The organism is Streptomyces sp. NPDC047061 (genome assembly GCF_040643955.1).
GTDB lineage: Bacteria > Actinomycetota > Actinomycetes > Streptomycetales > Streptomycetaceae > Streptomyces.
In genome coordinates this window covers 124,883-138,932 of record NZ_JBEYVI010000002.1, presented here as the reverse complement: position 1 = coordinate 138,932, position 14,050 = coordinate 124,883, and the positions used below count along the sequence as shown (strand labels likewise).

Below are 14,050 nucleotides of genomic sequence, written 5' to 3'. Positions count from 1 at the left end.
TAGGCCGGAGGCGGGGGTCAGTCCCCCGTCTTCGACATCACCGCCACCGGGTTCCCCTCCGCCCCGCTGTCCGACGTGTAGACCAGGTCGCCGTGGCTCGGGGTCAGGTAGACCGTGTTGGTGCCGGGGTCGCAGCCGTCGTGGTTGCCCTCGGCGCCCGTGGAGGAGGCGACGAGCTTGGCGGCCGTCACCGACCTCAGGGTCAGGATGTCCGTGCAGACCCCGCCCAGCTGGTCGGTCTGGCGCAGACGGCCCAGCTCCTTGCCGACCGCCGCCTGTTCGACGGTGACCCGGAAGGTGCCGATGGGCAGGTTGCCGGACAGGGCGGTGGCCGAGCCCTCCCAGGTGCCGAGGTAGGAGGCCGGGATCGCCCCGCCGGACGCGGACCCCGTGGACGGCTCGGACCCCGTGGACGACGTGGACGGCGCGGACGGCGAGGGCGACTTGGCGGCGGATCCCGCGTCATTGCTCGCCCCGCTGCCGTCGGACCCGAGGAACGGCTTCACCAGGAACCCCACCCCGACGGTGACCACCGCCAGCGCCGCGGCCACCGAGAGCGCGACCGTACAGCTCACCCGGCGGCCGCGCCCGTTCTCTCCCGGTACGGCGGTCGCGGCGACGCTCACGGACACCTTCCCGGGCGCCGGCGGCACGCCGTCCCGCGGCTCCGGTACGACCGTGGGCGACGCCGGTACGTCCGTGGGTTGCGCCGGTACGACCATGGGCGGAACCGTCGGCGGCGGTCCGAACTCCCCGCCCACGGACGGGGTGCCGAACTCCACCGGCCCGGACGGCGCCCCGACCCCCGCGGCCTCCGCGACCTCCAGGTTCAGCACCTCCACGGCGCTCCGGCTGACCCGTTCCACCAGCGCCCCCGGCAGCCACCCGCCCGCCATCAGCCGCGCGGCCCCCTCCGGAGCCAGCCGTCGTGCCACCTCCGCCGGGGCGGGCCGCCGCCCCGGCTCCTTCGCGAGGCACGCCTCGGCGACCTCCCGCAACTCACCGCTCAGCGCGCCGAGTTCGGGTTCCTCGTGGACGACCTTGTAGAGCAGGGCGGCCGAGGAGTCGCCCGGGAAGGGCGGCTCCCCGTTCACCGCGTAGGCGAGTACAGCACCGAGGGAGAAGACGTCCGCGGCGCCCGTGGCGCCCTTGCCGAGGATCTGCTCCGGGGACATGTATCCGGGCGAGCCGATCGACACCCCCGACGACGTCAGCGACGCCGTGCCGTCCGTGGCCCGGGCGATGCCGAAGTCGATGAGCAGCGGGCCGTCCAGGGTCAGCAGCACGTTCGACGGCTTCACGTCCCGGTGCACCAGGCCCAGTTCGTGCACCGCCGCCAGCGCCTCGGCCAGCCCCGCGCCCAGCGCCCGTACGGTGTGCGCGGGCAGCGGGCCGCCGTCGGTCACGGCGGCCGTCAGGGAGGGGCCGGCCGCGTAGGCGGTGGCGACCCAGGGCACGGGCGCGTCCGGGTCGGCGTCCAGGACGGGGGCCGTCCAGGCACCGCCGACCCGCCGGGCGGCGGCCACCTCGCGGCGGAAGCGGGCGCGGAACTCCTCGTCCAGCGCGAAGTGCGGGTGCACGATCTTCACGGCGACGGAGCGGCCGCCGGCCGAACGGCCGAGATAGACGCGGCCCATGCCGCCGGAGCCGAGCCGGCCGAGCAGCCGGTACGGCCCGACGGCCGTGGGTTCGTCGCCCGCGAGCGGCTGCATGTGCCCTCACCCCCAGAGAGTTCGGCAGCAGCCTATGCGCTCCGGCGGTCAGGTAGTTCCTTTGCCGCGGGCCGGTGGGGGCTGGTCGCGCAGTTCCCCGCGCCCCTTTGGGGCGCGTCCCCTCACGGGGAGAGAAGGTCGACCTTCACGTCCGCCGGGAAGCCGGTCGTCGGGCCCACGCGGCGGGCGAACTCCGCCACCGCCGCCAGCTGCGGCGCGCCGAAGCTGAAGTCGAGGGTGGTGAAGTACTGGGCGAGGGTCGCCTCGTCGAAGGCCTCCCAGCGGGCGGCCTGTTCGGCGACCTTGGCGACCTCCTCCAGGGAGAGGTTGCGGGAGTCGAGGAAGGCGCCGTGCACCTCGCGGGTGAGGTGCGGTTCGCGCTCCAGGTAGTCCCGGCGCGCCGCCCACACCGCGAAGACGAACGGCAGGCCCGTCCACTCCTTCCAGAGTGCGCCGAGGTCGTGGACCTGGAGGCCGTAGCGGGGGCCGTCCAGCAGGTTGGCGCGCAGGGCGGCGTCGCCGATGAGCACCGCCGCGTCCGCCTCCTGCATCATCAGGCTGAGGTCGGGCGGGCAGGTGTAGTAGTCGGGCCGGACGCCGTAGCGGTCGGACAGCAGCAGCTGGGCGAGGCGGACCGAGGTGCGCGAGGTGGAGCCGAGGGCGACCCGGCCGCCGTCCAGCCGGTCCAGCGGCACCTTCGAGACGATCACGCAGGACATCACCGGGCCGTCGCAGCCGACGGCGATGTCCGGGAAGGCGACCAGGTCGTCGGCGTTGCGCAGGAACTCGACGAGGGTGATGGGCCCGATGTCGAGGTCGCCGCGCACCAGCTGCTCGCTGAGCTTCTCAGGGGTGTCCTTGGTCAGCTCGAAGTCGAGGAGGGTGCCGGTTCTCGCGAGCCCCCAGTAGAGGGGCAGGCAGTTCAGGAACTGGATGTGGCCGACGCGCGGCCGGGTGCGAGCATTGTCCACATCGCGAGACTAGACCCCATGGGGTACCGTGCTGGGACCGCCCCCGCCCCACCGCACTTGACGCACAGGCCGCCCGTACGGTCAACCCGTCTTCGGGGCCATTCAAACGTCCGGGTGACGTGATCTTGGCCTCTGTTGCTTTCCGCTGCCCACATGCTAGGCTCGCCGCAAGTTGCAGTTTGGTTTCCCTTGCAGTACAGAGCCTGCGGAGCATGTAACCGCGGGCTCTCGTCGTTTTCAGACATATGCAGTTGTGCGGCACTTAGTTTGTTTTCACACTTGCAGGTTCTGGAGCAGGGCGACCCTTTTGAGCCCAAGGAGGGCTTATGGCTACCGGAACCGTGAAGTGGTTCAACGCCGAAAAGGGCTTTGGCTTCATCGCCCAGGAAGGCGGCGGCCCCGACGTCTTCGTCCACTACTCCGCGATCAACGCCAGCGGGTTCCGCTCCCTCGAGGAGAACCAGCAGGTGAGCTTCGACGTGACGCAGGGCCCGAAGGGTCCGCAGGCGGAGAACGTCACCCCCGTCTGATCGCAGACAAACCAAGTCTGATCGCAGACTGAGTGCAGTACCCAAGGAGCCCCGTGCCGTCAGGCAACGGGGCTCCTGCCTTTCCACCGCCGCCTCAGACGTGCTGCATGACCAGCACGAACGTGGTGCCGGGCAGCAACGCCTCGTAGGAGTGCGGCACGTCCCCGCGATACGTCAGGTAATCCCCGGGGTTCAATTCGACGGTTTCTCCGCGTGGCCCGGCCTTTACCTGCCCGCCGCATACGACGAGATGTTCGACCGTTCCCGGAATGTGCGGTTCGGACTCCCGCGGCACGCCCGGCTCCATCCGCAGGTGGTAGATGTCCCGGCGGGCGCCGGGCGGGCAGGACGACAGCAGGGTGGCGGCGAAGTCGACCCGTTCCGACGCGACCGTGGGCCCCTCCCCCGCCCTGATCACCTGGACCGCGGACACCGGCGGCTCCACCAGCGCGCTGAACGGCACGCCCAGCGCCACGCCGAGCGCCCACAGTGTCTCCACGCTCGGGTTCCCGCCGCCGGCCTCCAGTTGGGACAGCGTGGACTTCGCGATTCCGGCCCGCTTGGCCAGCTCGGACAGCGAGAGCCCGACCCGGGCCCGCTCCCGCTTCAGCGAACCGGCGATCCACTCCATCGGAAGCCGGTCTGACCGGTCCGGCCGGTCGGGTGTCTCGGACATCTGATTCGTTCGCTCCATCGGTACGACCGTTCACCTTGACGAACAGGACTCTCTGTGTTCATTGTAGAGAACATGCGTTCGTCACACCGAACCACTCTTCCGCCGGGCGCCCGAACGGGGAGTTCGCTCGTCCGGGACAGTTCACTCGTCTGGCTGGCCGGCGGGATCGTCGGCGTCTCCTTCGGCGCGGTCGGCGTGGCCGGTGGCCTGCCCGTCTGGGTCCCGGTCGTGATGTCCCTCGGGGGTGCTGGTCGGCGCCCTCGCGGGCAGCGCCCTCGGCGACACCGACCGCTACGGCCTGGACGCGGCGTTCCCTGCGGTGCTGGTCGCCCTGGTCCTGCCCGCCCTCCGCGCGGACCCGGGCGTACGCCGCGCGGCCCTGCTCGGCGCGGCGATCGCCCTCGCGGTGACCCCGCTCGTCCCGGCCGGGGTCCCGGTCCTGCTCTCCCTCGCCGCCCTGGTGGTGGTACGACGATGAGCGCCACGGTGGTCATGATCCTCGCCCTCGCGGTCGGCACGTACGCCTTCCGTCTGGTGGGCCCGGCGCTGCACGGCCGGGTGGAGATCCCGGCGCGGGTCCAGGAGCTGGCGTCGGCGGGGGCGGTGGTCCTCCTCGTGGCCCTGCTGGCCACCGGCGCGCTGACCGAGGCCGGCGGCTTCGCGGGCTGGGCCCGCCCGGCCGGGGTGCTGGTGGCGGGCGTACTGGCCTGGCGGCGGGCGCCGTTCGTGGTCGTGGTCCTGGGGGCCGCGGGGGTGACGGCACTGCTGCGGGCGGGCGGGGTCGGCTGAGCGCGCCGCTTGGGCAGGGCCGAGATGGGGTAGTTGTTCGGCCGCGGCGCCGTTGGGGCTGGTCGCGCCCACGCGGCGGTAGCCGCACAGCCAACACAGCCCCGCGCCCCTTCGGGGCGCTGGTGTCAGTGCCAGCCGTTAAGTTCCCCGGGCATGACCACCGACTTCATCACCGCCACGCGTACGTTCTACGACGCGATCGCCTCCGACTACGCGGACCGCTTCCGCTCCGAGTTCGCCCACAGGCCCGTGGAGAGAGCCATGTTGGACGTGTTCGCCGAACTCGTCGGCCCCGGCGCCGAGGTGGCCGATCTGGGCTGCGGCCCGGGCCGGGTCACCGCCCGGCTGACGGCGCTGGGCCTGTCGGTGTTCGGCCTGGACCTGTCCGAGTCGATGCTGGCGATCGCCCGCCGCGAGAATCCCGAACTGCGCTTCGTACAGGGCTCGATGCTGGAGCTGGAGGTGGCGGACGGGGCGTTGGACGGGGTGCTGTGCTGGTACTCGTCGATCCATACGCCGGATGACGGACTGCCCTTGCTGTTCGAGGAGTTCAAGAGGGTGCTGAAGCCGGGCGGCCACCTGCTGCTGGCCTTCCAGGTGGGGGACGTGGCGCGCCGGCATGAGAACCCCTGGGGGCATCCGGTGACGCTGGACTTCCTGCGGCGGCGGCCGGAGCGGATGGCGGAGCTGCTGGGGGACGCGGGCTTCGACCTCCGCTCCACGACGGTCCGCGAACCGGACGAGGCGCTCGGGGAGACGAGCCCGCAGGCCTTCCTGCTGGCGGCCCGCCGCCCCGGAGCCGAACCGGTGGCCGGGTAGCGGGTCACGCCGGGAGCGCCCCGGCCAGATCCATCGCCGCGACGTACCCGAACGTCATCGCGGGGCCGATGGTCGACCCGGCGCCCGCATAGCTGTGCCCCATCACCGCGGCACTCGCGTTCCCGGCCGCGTAGAGCCCGTTGATCACGGACCCGTCGGCGCGCAGCACCCGTGCCCGTGCGTCGGTCACCAGTCCGCCCTTCGTCCCCAGGTCGCCCGGCATGATCCGGAAGGCGTAGAACGGCGGCAGCCACAGCGGGGCCAGGCAGGAGTTGGGCAGTACGGACGGGTCCGTGTAGTAGTGGTCGTAGGCGCTGTCGCCGCGCTTGAAGTCGGTGTCCTTGCCGCTCACCGCAAGGGAGTTGAAGCGGTCGACGGTGGTGCGCAGGGCGGCGGCCGGGACGCCGACGGCGGCGGCGAGGGCGTCCCAGGTCCAGGCCTTGTACGCGGCGCCGGAGGTGTACCAGGCGTCCGGGAGGACGAAGGTCGGGGCGATGTCCCGGAAGAGGTAGCGGTTGCGGTAGTTCTGGTCGACGATCAGCCACGCCGGGATCTCGGGGTCGGTCGGGTTGCGGTCGTACATGACGTGGACGACGTCGCTGTAGGGGGCGGCCTCGTTGACGAAGCGGCGGCCCGCCGCGTTGATCATCAGGCCGCCGGGGAGGGTGCGTTCGGCGAGGCAGAAGTACGGGTCGGCGGGGAGCGGGATCGCCGGGCCCCACCAGGCGTCGTCCATCAGCGCGAGCGCGCCGCCTGCCGCCGCCCCGGCCCGGATCCCGTCCCCGGTGTTCTCCTTCGCGCCGACGGTCCAGTCGGTGCCGATCGGCTGCCGCTGGTACTGCGCCCGCATGGCCGCGTTGTGCTCGAAGCCGCCGGAGCCGACGACCACCCCGCGCCGGGCCCGCACCAGCCCGGCGGTGCCGCCCTGGGTCACCACCGCCCCGGTCACCACCCCGCTCTCCTGGTAGAGGCCGGTCAGCGGGGTGTTCAGCCACACCGGTACCCCCGCGTCCAGCAGCCCCTTGCGCAGCCCCGCCGCCAGCGACTGCCCCATGGTGAGCGGGGTCTGCCCGAGCAGTGCGGCCCGGGTCCCGCGGGCCAGGCACTCGGTGGCGACGGCGGCGCCCTTGACGCTGACGGCGGACAGGGCCAGCCACTTGTAGTCGGCGCTGAACACCACCATCCCGGACGGGACCTGGAGGTACGGCGGGTTGAGGTGGGCCAGTTCGGCGCCGAGCAGGTTGCCGTCGAGCTGGTCGGGTTCGATGGAGCGGCCGTTCGGGAGGCCACCGGGCAGTTCGGGGTAGTAGTCGCTGTACCCCTCCATCCAGCGGAAGCGCAGCGGGCTGGATGTCATGACCTGCGTCAGCATCGCCGGGCCGTGCGCGAGGAACGACTGCTGGCGGGCGGCGGGGACGTCGGAGCCGACCACCGCCGCCAGGTAGGCGGCCGCCTTGGCCGGGGTGTCGGGCACCCCGGCGGCCAGGATGACGGAGTTGTTGGGGATCCAGATCCCGGCGCCGGAACGGGCCGCCGAGCCGCCGAAGGTCGCCGCCTTCTCCACCACCACGCAGCTGAGCCCCTGCGCGGCGGCGGTGAGCGCGGCGGTCATGCCGGCGGCCCCCGCGCCGACGACCACGACGTCGTACGTGCCGAGCACCGGCAGATCGGCACCGGCCGCCACGCCGTGCGCCCCGGCGGCGAGGGCGAGCCCCGTCGCCGCCGTGGTGCCCAGCACCTGTCTCCGGGTGGGTCTCGCGCTCACCGACATGACCGTTCCCTCCAGACCTGACACAAACATGAGGATTGGGGAGGGAAGGTCCCGCGAGGGTCTTGTGAAGTCAAGGGCCGTGCGGAGCCCGCTGTCAGCGGGGTAGAGCCGCGCCCGGCTCAGCGACCTCTCTGAGAAACGCCGACCAGGAGGAGGGCGAGAGCGTGAGGTGGGAGGCGGCGCCACACTTCGAGTCACGGATGTGGATGACGGAGGGGGCGGCACGGACTTCGAGGCAATCGCCGCCTTCGCCGCTGCTGTGGCTGGACTTGCGCCAGGGGTAACCGACTTCGAGGCACTGGCCGCCTTCGCCGTCGCTGTACGACGACTTGCGCCAGGTGTAGGCGGCTTCGAGGCATTGACCGCCCTCGCCGCTGCTGTAGGTCGACTTGAACCAGCTCAACTTCTCTATGGTCATCGCTCTTCCAGCATCTCCTCGATCAAGTCCAGGGACTCGTGCGGGTTGAGTGCCTGCGCCCGGATGATCCCATAGCGGGCGGCGAGTACGCGGACCTCTTCTCGGTCAGTGATCAGCCGCGGGTACCCCTGGCTCTCCATGTAGCCCACTTGCTCCTTCCCCTTGGGGGTCAGCAACGTGAACGAGTTGTCCAGGCAGGGGTGTTCGTGCCGCCGTGTGGGCATCACCTGAACCTGCACATTCCGCATCCGCCCGATCCGCAGCAACTGTTCAAGCTGCGCCCGGTGTACCTCGGCTCCGCCGATCGGCCGTTCCAGCACCGCCTGTTCCATGACGAAGCTGAACTCGGGCGGTGGCCACTGCTCGAAGATCTGCTGGCGCGAGAGCCGGTCGGCCACCCGCTTCTCGATCGTGTCCTCGTCCAGGGGTGGGTGCCGTTGGGTGAACACGGCCCGTGAGTAGTCCTCCGTCTGCAACAACCCGAGGACGCCCATGGTGCTGTAGTCGTAGAGCGAGACGGCCTGCGCCTCCAGTCCCGCATATCCCCGATACCACTCCGGATGCCGAGTCCGCGCCCTCTTCATCGCCTCCTTCAGCTCGGGCACCGCCGCCCCCAGCAACCCCCCGCACTCCAACAGCTCGTCCGACTTCACCAGCATGTCCGGCTGGGGAACCCGCACCCCCCTCTCCATCGCCGAGATCGCGTCCGGCCCGTACCCCACCAGCGCGCCGAACTCCTTCTGCGTGAGCCCCTTCCGCTCACGCAGCAGCTTCAGTTGCTTGCCCAGTGCGCTGAACAGCCCCGTCGTGCCCTCGGCCTCCGCCGGTGTCTCCGGCCGCCGCTCCTGCTGTACGTCCGTCACGTACGCCTCCGCCTCACGTCGTCGTGGTCACGGCCGACAACCCGTACTCCTCACCCGACACACCCGTACGGCTACCGTGAGTCGCGTGATCGCCCCTGGTCAGGGTACGGAGAACCGGCCACGCTCTGTCACGTGAACGCCGAAATCTCCACCCCCGCCGCCGAGCTGACCCAGCGTCTGAGCGCCACCCCGCGGGGCGCCCGGCTGGCCCGGCGCCTCGTCGCCCACCAGCTGGCCACCTGGGGATACCCCCACGACAGCGACCTGAATTACACGGCTCAGCAGCTCACCGCGGAACTCGCCGCGAACGCGGTCACCCACGGTCGCGTCCCCGGCCGGGACTTCGAGGTACGGCTGCTCCTGCTCACCCCCGGCAACACCCTCCGTATCGAGGTGAGCGATGCGCGGGACGACCGGCGGCTGCGGTTCGTGCGGGACGCGGGCGCGGAGGGCGGACGCGGTCTGGTGGTGGTGTCGCTGCTGGCGCGGGCGTGGGGAGTGAAGGAGCGGGACGTCGGCAAGACGGTGTGGGCGGAACTCACCCTCTAGGGCGGCTCGCGCGCAGCGGGATCCCGGCCGTCAGTCCCCTCGCGAGCGGGCCCGGCCCGCCGCGGACGAGAACAGGAGGTAGCCGCCCACCGTGATGGGGAGGAGCAGGTAGAAGAACCAGCGGGGCAGAACGAACCCGAGCAGAAACCAGACGACGAGGGAACCGACCACGACGAAGGCGGACCGGAAAGAACGGCGGGGGGTGGCCCAGGCGTCGGGGTCGGTGCCGATCAGTTCGAGTGCTATGCCGTAGAGCAGGGCCCGGCCCAGCCGGAAGGCCCGGCCGGCCAGCTGCCCGCCGGGGGTCGTCGAGGTGCGGCCGGGCTCGGGGAGGGGGTGGACTCGGCAGGCTTCCATGGCGGCGAGCAGGGCCCAGCCGCCCTGCGCCTTGTCGCCGGAGGCACCCAGGGTGACCGCCGACGAGTGCAGGAGCCCGGCGAGTTGCCGGCACAGGCCCTCCTGCCCGGCCAGTTCCCCGGCCACCAGTTCCGGGGCCCGTGTCCGGGCCGCCTTCCTCAGTTTGGAGCCGGGCGCTGCGCGGCCCGCGTCGCCGAGGCCGGAGCGCCGGCCCAGCCCGTCCGCCAGCCCCAGCAGGAGGACGGCGGGCAGGGCCGCCGACTGCGCCCGGTGCTCGTCGAGGCCGGGGATCATCGTCTGCGCGAGCGCCGGGACGGTCGTCGGCAGGGCGCTCGCCGCCGCCAGCAGCCAACGCGACCCGTCCAGGTGTGCCACCCCCGGATAGAGCCCACAGAGTGTGTCCGTCACGTCGTCGCGCAGGAGCTGTGCCATGGCGGCGGCGGAGGAGTACGGGACGCCGAGACCCTCGAACGCGTTTGCCACTAAGTCATCGGTCATGGCACGGCTGTGCCCTGAGGACCGGAAGAGAAAACCTGGTTCCGGGCGCGTGCGGCCTACGCGTTTCCGGCGAGGCGCTCGCGCAACAGCGTGCGCAGGGAGGCGGGTTCGCGGCCGAGCAGCTTCGCCAGGGTGGGGTCGGGGTTCGCGAACTCGCCCTCGCGGGCGGCGGTGAAGATGCCCAGGAGCTGGTCGGCGGTCTCGGCGGGGACGCCGCCGGCCACGAGGTGCGCGCGGAACGTGTCGTCGGGTGCGGTGGTCCTGGTGATCGGGCGGCCGGTGAGTTCGCCAGCGAGGGCGACGAGGTCGGCGAAGGTGAGCGCCTCGGAGCCGGTCAGCGGGGGCGTCGGGCCCTCGAAGCGGCCCTCGTCCGCGAGGATCACGGCCGCCGCCTCCGCCAGGTCGGCGTGGGCCGTCCAGCAGACCGGGCCGTCGGCGGGCAGGGCGACCTCCCCGGATTCCAGGCCCTGCGCGAGGAAGCCGAGCCCGCTGTCCGCGTGGAAGCCGTTGCGCAGCGAGGTCCAGGCGACGCCCGAGGCGGCGAGGGCCTCCTCCGCGGCCGCGTGGTCGCGGCAGGCCTGGAAGCGGGAGGTGGGGCTCGCGCCCATGTGGGCGGTGTAGACGATCCGGCGGGCGCCCGCCGCGAGGGCCGCGTCGACGGCGGTGCGGTGCTGCCGTACGGCCTCCTCGCCCATCCGGTCCACGGAGACGATCAGGATCTGGGACGCGCCCTCGAAGGCGTGCGCCAGGTCGGCCGGTTCGGTGAAGCCGCCCTGCCGCACCCGCACGCCCCGGTCCGCGAGGGCCTGCGCCTTCCTCGGGTCCCGGACGCTGACGCCGACCCCCTCGGCCGGTATGCGGTCCAGCAGCCGCTCCACGATCCGGCCGCCGAGCTGTCCGGTGGCTCCGGTCACGACGATCACGATGTCCTCCAGCGATGACAGTAACAGTGGAAACATCTTCACAGTAACACCGATACTAACGATGGAATCAAGTGCGCGATATCGTTGATACATGCCATCGGGACCACGTGACACGACCGCCGCCGCCACCGGCTCCGCCGCCACCGACACCCGGCAGCGCGTCATCGACGCCGCCATCGGGCTGCTGGAGCGCGAGGGGCGGGACGCCGTCACCACCCGCGCGGTCGCCGTCGCCGCGGGGCTCCAGGCCCCGGCCATCTACCGGCTGTTCGGCGACAAGGAGGGGCTGCTGGAGGCGGTGGCCGAACACGGCTTCGCCACGTTCCTCGCGAGCAAGCGCGTCGTCCCGGACCCCGAGGACCCGATCCAGGACCTGCGGGACAGCTGGGACCTCGCGGTCCGGTTCGGGCTGGAGAACCCGGCGCTGTACGCGCTCATGTACGGCGACGTCTCACGCAGCGACTCGCCCGCCTTCCGGACCGGGCTGGAGATCCTGAAGGGCCGGGTCCGCCGGCTCGCCGTCGGCGGCCGGCTGCGGGTCGGCGAGGCGCTCGCGGCCGACGTCATCCACGCCACGGCCCGCGGCGCCGTCCTCACCTGGCTGTCCGCGCCGGCGGCCGAGCGCGACCCGGCCCTGCTGACGACCCTCCGCGAGGCGATGGTCACGGCCGTCACCACGGAGAAGCCCGCCGTACACACGACCGGCCCCGCCGGCGCCGCCCGCGCCCTGCGCGCCTCCCTCTCCGACCAGACGGCCCTCAGCCCGGCCGAACAGCACCTCATGAGCGAGTGGCTGGACCGCCTGGCCACCGGCTCCTGACCTGTCGTACGGCTACCAGGCCACCGGCAGCTCCAGGGGGAACCGGCGGATGGTGTCGGTGTCCCAGCGGACCTCCTCCGGGCGCACCGCCAGGCGGAGCGTGGGGAAGCGGTCCAGGAGGCGGTCCACGGCGACCTCCAGTTCGGCCATCGCCAGCGGGACCGCGACACACCGGTGGCCGCCCCAGCCGAAGGTCATGTGGGGAGCGACGGTTCGGTCGGGCAGGATCGCGTGCGGATCCGGATAGCGGTCCGGGTCGCGGTTGGCCGCCAGGTACGACACGTGGACGAAGTCGCCGCGCCGGATGACCACCCCGTCCATCTCGACGTCCTCCAGCGCCACCCGGGGAATGCCCACGCCCTTGCGGAAGGGGATGTACCGGAGCAGTTCGTGGAGGAAGTCCGTCAGGTCCTTGCGGTGCTCACGGGCGTACTCCGCCAGCTCCGGACGGGTCAGCAGCAGGTACGCGATGTTGCTGATCTGGCAGGTCGCCGTGTCCTGGCCGCTGAGGGTGAAGGTCAGGGCCAGGACGGCCAGTTCCCGGTCGTCGAGCTGGTCCTCGCCGTCCCGTGCCTCGGCGAGCACGCTGATGATGTCCGTACCCGGGTTGTGCCGGCGTTCGGCGACGAGCTCGGTGAAGTAGGCCGTCAGGTCCTCCTTGGCCGCGCGGGCGACGTCCCGGTTGCCCGCGCCGAGCACCAGCAGCCGGTGGACCTCCTCCTCCATCCGGGGCCACTCGGCGCGCTCGATGCCCAGCAGGTCCAGGATCGTGTGCTGCGGCAGGGTGTTGGACAGGTGCCGGACCAGGTCGGCCGGCGGGCCCTCGGACTCCATCTCGTCGAGCAGCCGGTCCGTGAGGAGGGTGATCCGGCCCCGCATGCGGTCCACGTGGCGCTCGGTGAAGGCCTGGGTGGCCAGATGCCGGATCCGGCTGCTGTGCGGCGGGTCCATCACGTTGATCGACTCGGGGGAGACGATCGGCTCGGCCGTCAGGCGTGGATAGTCGTGCTCGATGATCCCGGCCCGGCTGAACCGGGGGTCCGTGGTCACCTGCTGCACCGACTCGAACCTGGTGACCAGCCAGGCGTCCGACTCGCCGTACGGCAGCCGGATCGTGCCGAGGGACTCACGCGCCATGAAGCCGGCCAGGGCCGGGTCGAAGTCGAGGGACTTGCTGAAACCGAAGGGGCAGTTGACCGGCTGCACGTTCGTCTCCTTCATCGGTCGGTCGCTCACGAGAACGGCACCACGTTGGTGGCGTGGACGGCGGCGCTCAGGTCCTTCGCGAGCCGCAGGGCGTCGCCGATCGCCCAGTAGTGGAGGAAGAACAGGCGCGGCTCGTCGTAGAGGTTGTGGTGGTGGAGCTCGACCAGGCCGACCCCGCCCTTGCGCAGGATCTTCAGGACCGGCTGGACCTCGCCCGCGGTCATCACGAAGTCACCGTTGACCGCGACCTTCCCCCGGCCCAGGGGCTGGAAGTTGACGGTGGTCGTCGAGCCGAGACCGGGCGGCAGGATCATGTCGCCGTCCACGATCCGCTCCACACGTGCCCAGACGCTCTTGTAGATGCCCTCGTCCTGGACGCCCTTGCTGCGGAGCGCGGTGTCGATGCCCTTGGTGTCCAGGTCGAGGACCGGGGTGGGGGGCGTCCGGTCCGGCGGGGTGCCGGTGCGGTCGAAGGCCGCGCGCAGCCCCTTGGCGACGGACACCGGGTCGTGGGCATGGGCGTGCAGATGTACCCAGCACAGGGAGGGCTGGTGGGCGAACAGGTGCTTGTGCACGGCGTTGATCTCGATGCCGTGCGCCAGGACGGCGTCGCTGAAGCCGTCCATCTCGTGCTCGGTGACCACGGCGTCGCCCATCAGCAGATGGGCGCCGTCCTTGTAGCGGACGAAGGCGACGTGGGTGCCGAGGGCCAGCGAGGTCTCGATCCGCACGCCCCGGGAGACCACCTTGAGGTCCCGGCGGGGGAAGCCGGTGTGGTACATGAACCGCTTCATGTCGCCCGGCCGTCCGAGCGCCTTGGCCACGTCCGCCCAGTAGGCGAGGCCGGTCATCTCGGGTTCGACCAGGGTGCGCGGGCGGTCGCGGGAGAGTGCCTGGGCGGCCGGGGTCGCCGCGCCTGCGAGGACGGGGGCCACGGCGCCCGCGGCAAGCACGCGGCGCCGGGTGGTGGACGGTCGGGGGTGGGTGTCCTGCTGCCGGTCGTCGGCCATGGTGTACCTCCTGGCGCGATGGAATCACGGGCCGCGGACGGTCCCCGTGATGCCATCGCGCCAGGTGGGCCAGGTGGCCCAACACAAACCACCGGACGCCGAGGCCGCGGACCACCGGACACCGGGCCGCGGACCGCT

15 protein-coding genes and 1 pseudogene are annotated in these 14,050 nt (G+C 71.9%); 6 read left to right on the top strand and 10 right to left on the bottom strand.

What is annotated here, in order from left to right; genetic code table 11:
• Nucleotides 1-17: 17 nt before the first annotated feature.
• Together ABZ887_RS04035 and ABZ887_RS04030 are read right to left on the bottom strand one after the other, a co-directional pair.
• Nucleotides 18-1,712, bottom strand: coding sequence for a serine/threonine-protein kinase (locus ABZ887_RS04035; RefSeq protein ID WP_361282676.1), 1,695 nt, complete (start codon nucleotides 1,710-1,712; stop codon nucleotides 18-20).
• A gap of 122 nt (nucleotides 1,713-1,834) precedes the next feature.
• Nucleotides 1,835-2,683, bottom strand: coding sequence for a menaquinone biosynthesis protein (locus tag ABZ887_RS04030; protein WP_361282674.1), 849 nt, complete (start codon nucleotides 2,681-2,683; stop codon nucleotides 1,835-1,837).
• Nucleotides 2,684-3,009: 326 nt separating this feature from the next.
• Between ABZ887_RS04030 and ABZ887_RS04025 the strand changes: the two genes are divergently transcribed.
• Nucleotides 3,010-3,213 carry a cold-shock protein gene (locus ABZ887_RS04025; protein ID WP_003992177.1) on the top strand — a complete coding sequence of 68 codons (204 nt, stop codon included), beginning with the start codon at nucleotides 3,010-3,012 and terminating at the stop codon, nucleotides 3,211-3,213.
• Between the two features lie 94 nt (nucleotides 3,214-3,307).
• Here the strand turns inward: ABZ887_RS04025 and ABZ887_RS04020 are convergent, their stop codons facing one another.
• Nucleotides 3,308-3,889: an XRE family transcriptional regulator gene (locus ABZ887_RS04020; protein WP_361282672.1), complete on the bottom strand. Its 582-nt coding sequence runs from the start codon at nucleotides 3,887-3,889 to the stop codon at nucleotides 3,308-3,310.
• 72 nt (nucleotides 3,890-3,961) lie between these two features.
• Here ABZ887_RS04020 and ABZ887_RS04015 point away from each other — a divergent pair.
• The 3 genes and pseudogenes from ABZ887_RS04015 to ABZ887_RS04005 all read left to right on the top strand — a co-directional run bounded on the left by ABZ887_RS04015 (nucleotide 3,962) and on the right by ABZ887_RS04005 (nucleotide 5,497).
• Nucleotides 3,962-4,367: pseudogene (locus ABZ887_RS04015) on the top strand (hypothetical protein).
• A complete protein-coding gene (locus tag ABZ887_RS04010) occupies nucleotides 4,364-4,678 on the top strand; it encodes an AzlD domain-containing protein (RefSeq protein ID WP_361282670.1) in 315 nt (104 codons plus the stop codon). Before ABZ887_RS04015 ends, ABZ887_RS04010 begins: the two are co-directional and overlap by 4 nt.
• 153 nt (nucleotides 4,679-4,831) lie before the next feature.
• A complete protein-coding gene (locus ABZ887_RS04005) occupies nucleotides 4,832-5,497 on the top strand; it encodes a class I SAM-dependent methyltransferase (protein WP_361282668.1) in 666 nt (221 codons plus the stop codon).
• A 4-nt stretch (nucleotides 5,498-5,501) separates the two neighbouring features.
• Here the strand turns inward: ABZ887_RS04005 and kstD are convergent, their stop codons facing one another.
• The 3 genes from kstD to ABZ887_RS03990 form a co-directional block, all read right to left on the bottom strand.
• A complete protein-coding gene (gene kstD / locus ABZ887_RS04000; protein ID WP_361282666.1) occupies nucleotides 5,502-7,268 on the bottom strand; it encodes a 3-oxosteroid 1-dehydrogenase in 1,767 nt (588 codons plus the stop codon).
• A gap of 94 nt (nucleotides 7,269-7,362) precedes the next feature.
• Entirely contained in the window at nucleotides 7,363-7,686 is a 324-nt protein-coding gene (locus ABZ887_RS03995) for a DUF397 domain-containing protein (RefSeq protein ID WP_361282664.1), read from the bottom strand.
• Complete coding sequence (locus tag ABZ887_RS03990) at nucleotides 7,683-8,549, bottom strand: helix-turn-helix transcriptional regulator (protein WP_361282662.1); 867 nt, start codon at nucleotides 8,547-8,549, stop codon at nucleotides 7,683-7,685. Before ABZ887_RS03990 ends, ABZ887_RS03995 begins: the two co-directional genes overlap by 4 nt.
• A 132-nt stretch (nucleotides 8,550-8,681) precedes the next feature.
• Between ABZ887_RS03990 and ABZ887_RS03985 the strand changes: the two genes are divergently transcribed.
• A complete protein-coding gene (locus tag ABZ887_RS03985) occupies nucleotides 8,682-9,098 on the top strand; it encodes an ATP-binding protein (protein WP_361282660.1) in 417 nt (138 codons plus the stop codon).
• 30 nt (nucleotides 9,099-9,128) lie between these two features.
• Here the strand turns inward: ABZ887_RS03985 and ABZ887_RS03980 are convergent, their stop codons facing one another.
• Nucleotides 9,129-9,953: a hypothetical protein gene (locus ABZ887_RS03980; RefSeq protein ID WP_361282658.1), complete on the bottom strand. Its 825-nt coding sequence runs from the start codon at nucleotides 9,951-9,953 to the stop codon at nucleotides 9,129-9,131.
• Between the two features lie 56 nt (nucleotides 9,954-10,009).
• Complete coding sequence (locus ABZ887_RS03975) at nucleotides 10,010-10,876, bottom strand: NAD(P)H-binding protein (protein ID WP_361282656.1); 867 nt, start codon at nucleotides 10,874-10,876, stop codon at nucleotides 10,010-10,012.
• 91 nt (nucleotides 10,877-10,967) lie between these two features.
• On the opposite strand from ABZ887_RS03975, the gene ABZ887_RS03970 reads away from it, so the two are divergent.
• Nucleotides 10,968-11,696: a TetR/AcrR family transcriptional regulator gene (locus tag ABZ887_RS03970; RefSeq protein WP_361282654.1), complete on the top strand. Its 729-nt coding sequence runs from the start codon at nucleotides 10,968-10,970 to the stop codon at nucleotides 11,694-11,696.
• Between the two features lie 12 nt (nucleotides 11,697-11,708).
• Here ABZ887_RS03970 and ABZ887_RS03965 read toward each other — a convergent pair whose 3' ends face one another.
• Both ABZ887_RS03965 and ABZ887_RS03960 read right to left on the bottom strand, forming a co-directional pair.
• Nucleotides 11,709-12,917, bottom strand: a complete 1,209-nt coding sequence (locus tag ABZ887_RS03965; protein WP_361283345.1) for a cytochrome P450 — start codon at nucleotides 12,915-12,917, stop codon at nucleotides 11,709-11,711.
• A gap of 11 nt (nucleotides 12,918-12,928) precedes the next feature.
• Complete coding sequence (locus ABZ887_RS03960; protein ID WP_361282652.1) at nucleotides 12,929-13,912, bottom strand: DUF1259 domain-containing protein; 984 nt, start codon at nucleotides 13,910-13,912, stop codon at nucleotides 12,929-12,931.
• Nucleotides 13,913-14,050: the final 138 nt, after the last annotated feature.

Bases quoted from the DNA above. Each gene is read 5' to 3' on its own strand.
- ABZ887_RS04010 (WP_361282670.1), top strand. From the start codon at position 4,364: ATGAGCGCCACGGTGGTCATGATCCTCGCCCTCGCGGTCGGCACGTAC.
- kstD (WP_361282666.1), bottom strand. From the start codon at position 7,268: ATGTCGGTGAGCGCGAGACCCACCCGGAGACAGGTGCTGGGCACCACG.
- ABZ887_RS03980 (WP_361282658.1), bottom strand. From the start codon at position 9,953: ATGACCGATGACTTAGTGGCAAACGCGTTCGAGGGTCTCGGCGTCCCG.
- ABZ887_RS03960 (WP_361282652.1), bottom strand. From the start codon at position 13,912: ATGGCCGACGACCGGCAGCAGGACACCCACCCCCGACCGTCCACCACC.
- ABZ887_RS04035 (WP_361282676.1), bottom strand. From the start codon at position 1,712: ATGCAGCCGCTCGCGGGCGACGAACCCACGGCCGTCGGGCCGTACCGG.
- ABZ887_RS04025 (WP_003992177.1), top strand. From the start codon at position 3,010: ATGGCTACCGGAACCGTGAAGTGGTTCAACGCCGAAAAGGGCTTTGGC.
- ABZ887_RS03965 (WP_361283345.1), bottom strand. From the start codon at position 12,917: ATGAAGGAGACGAACGTGCAGCCGGTCAACTGCCCCTTCGGTTTCAGC.
- ABZ887_RS04005 (WP_361282668.1), top strand. From the start codon at position 4,832: ATGACCACCGACTTCATCACCGCCACGCGTACGTTCTACGACGCGATC.
- ABZ887_RS03995 (WP_361282664.1), bottom strand. From the start codon at position 7,686: ATGACCATAGAGAAGTTGAGCTGGTTCAAGTCGACCTACAGCAGCGGC.
- ABZ887_RS03970 (WP_361282654.1), top strand. From the start codon at position 10,968: ATGCCATCGGGACCACGTGACACGACCGCCGCCGCCACCGGCTCCGCC.
- ABZ887_RS04020 (WP_361282672.1), bottom strand. From the start codon at position 3,889: ATGTCCGAGACACCCGACCGGCCGGACCGGTCAGACCGGCTTCCGATG.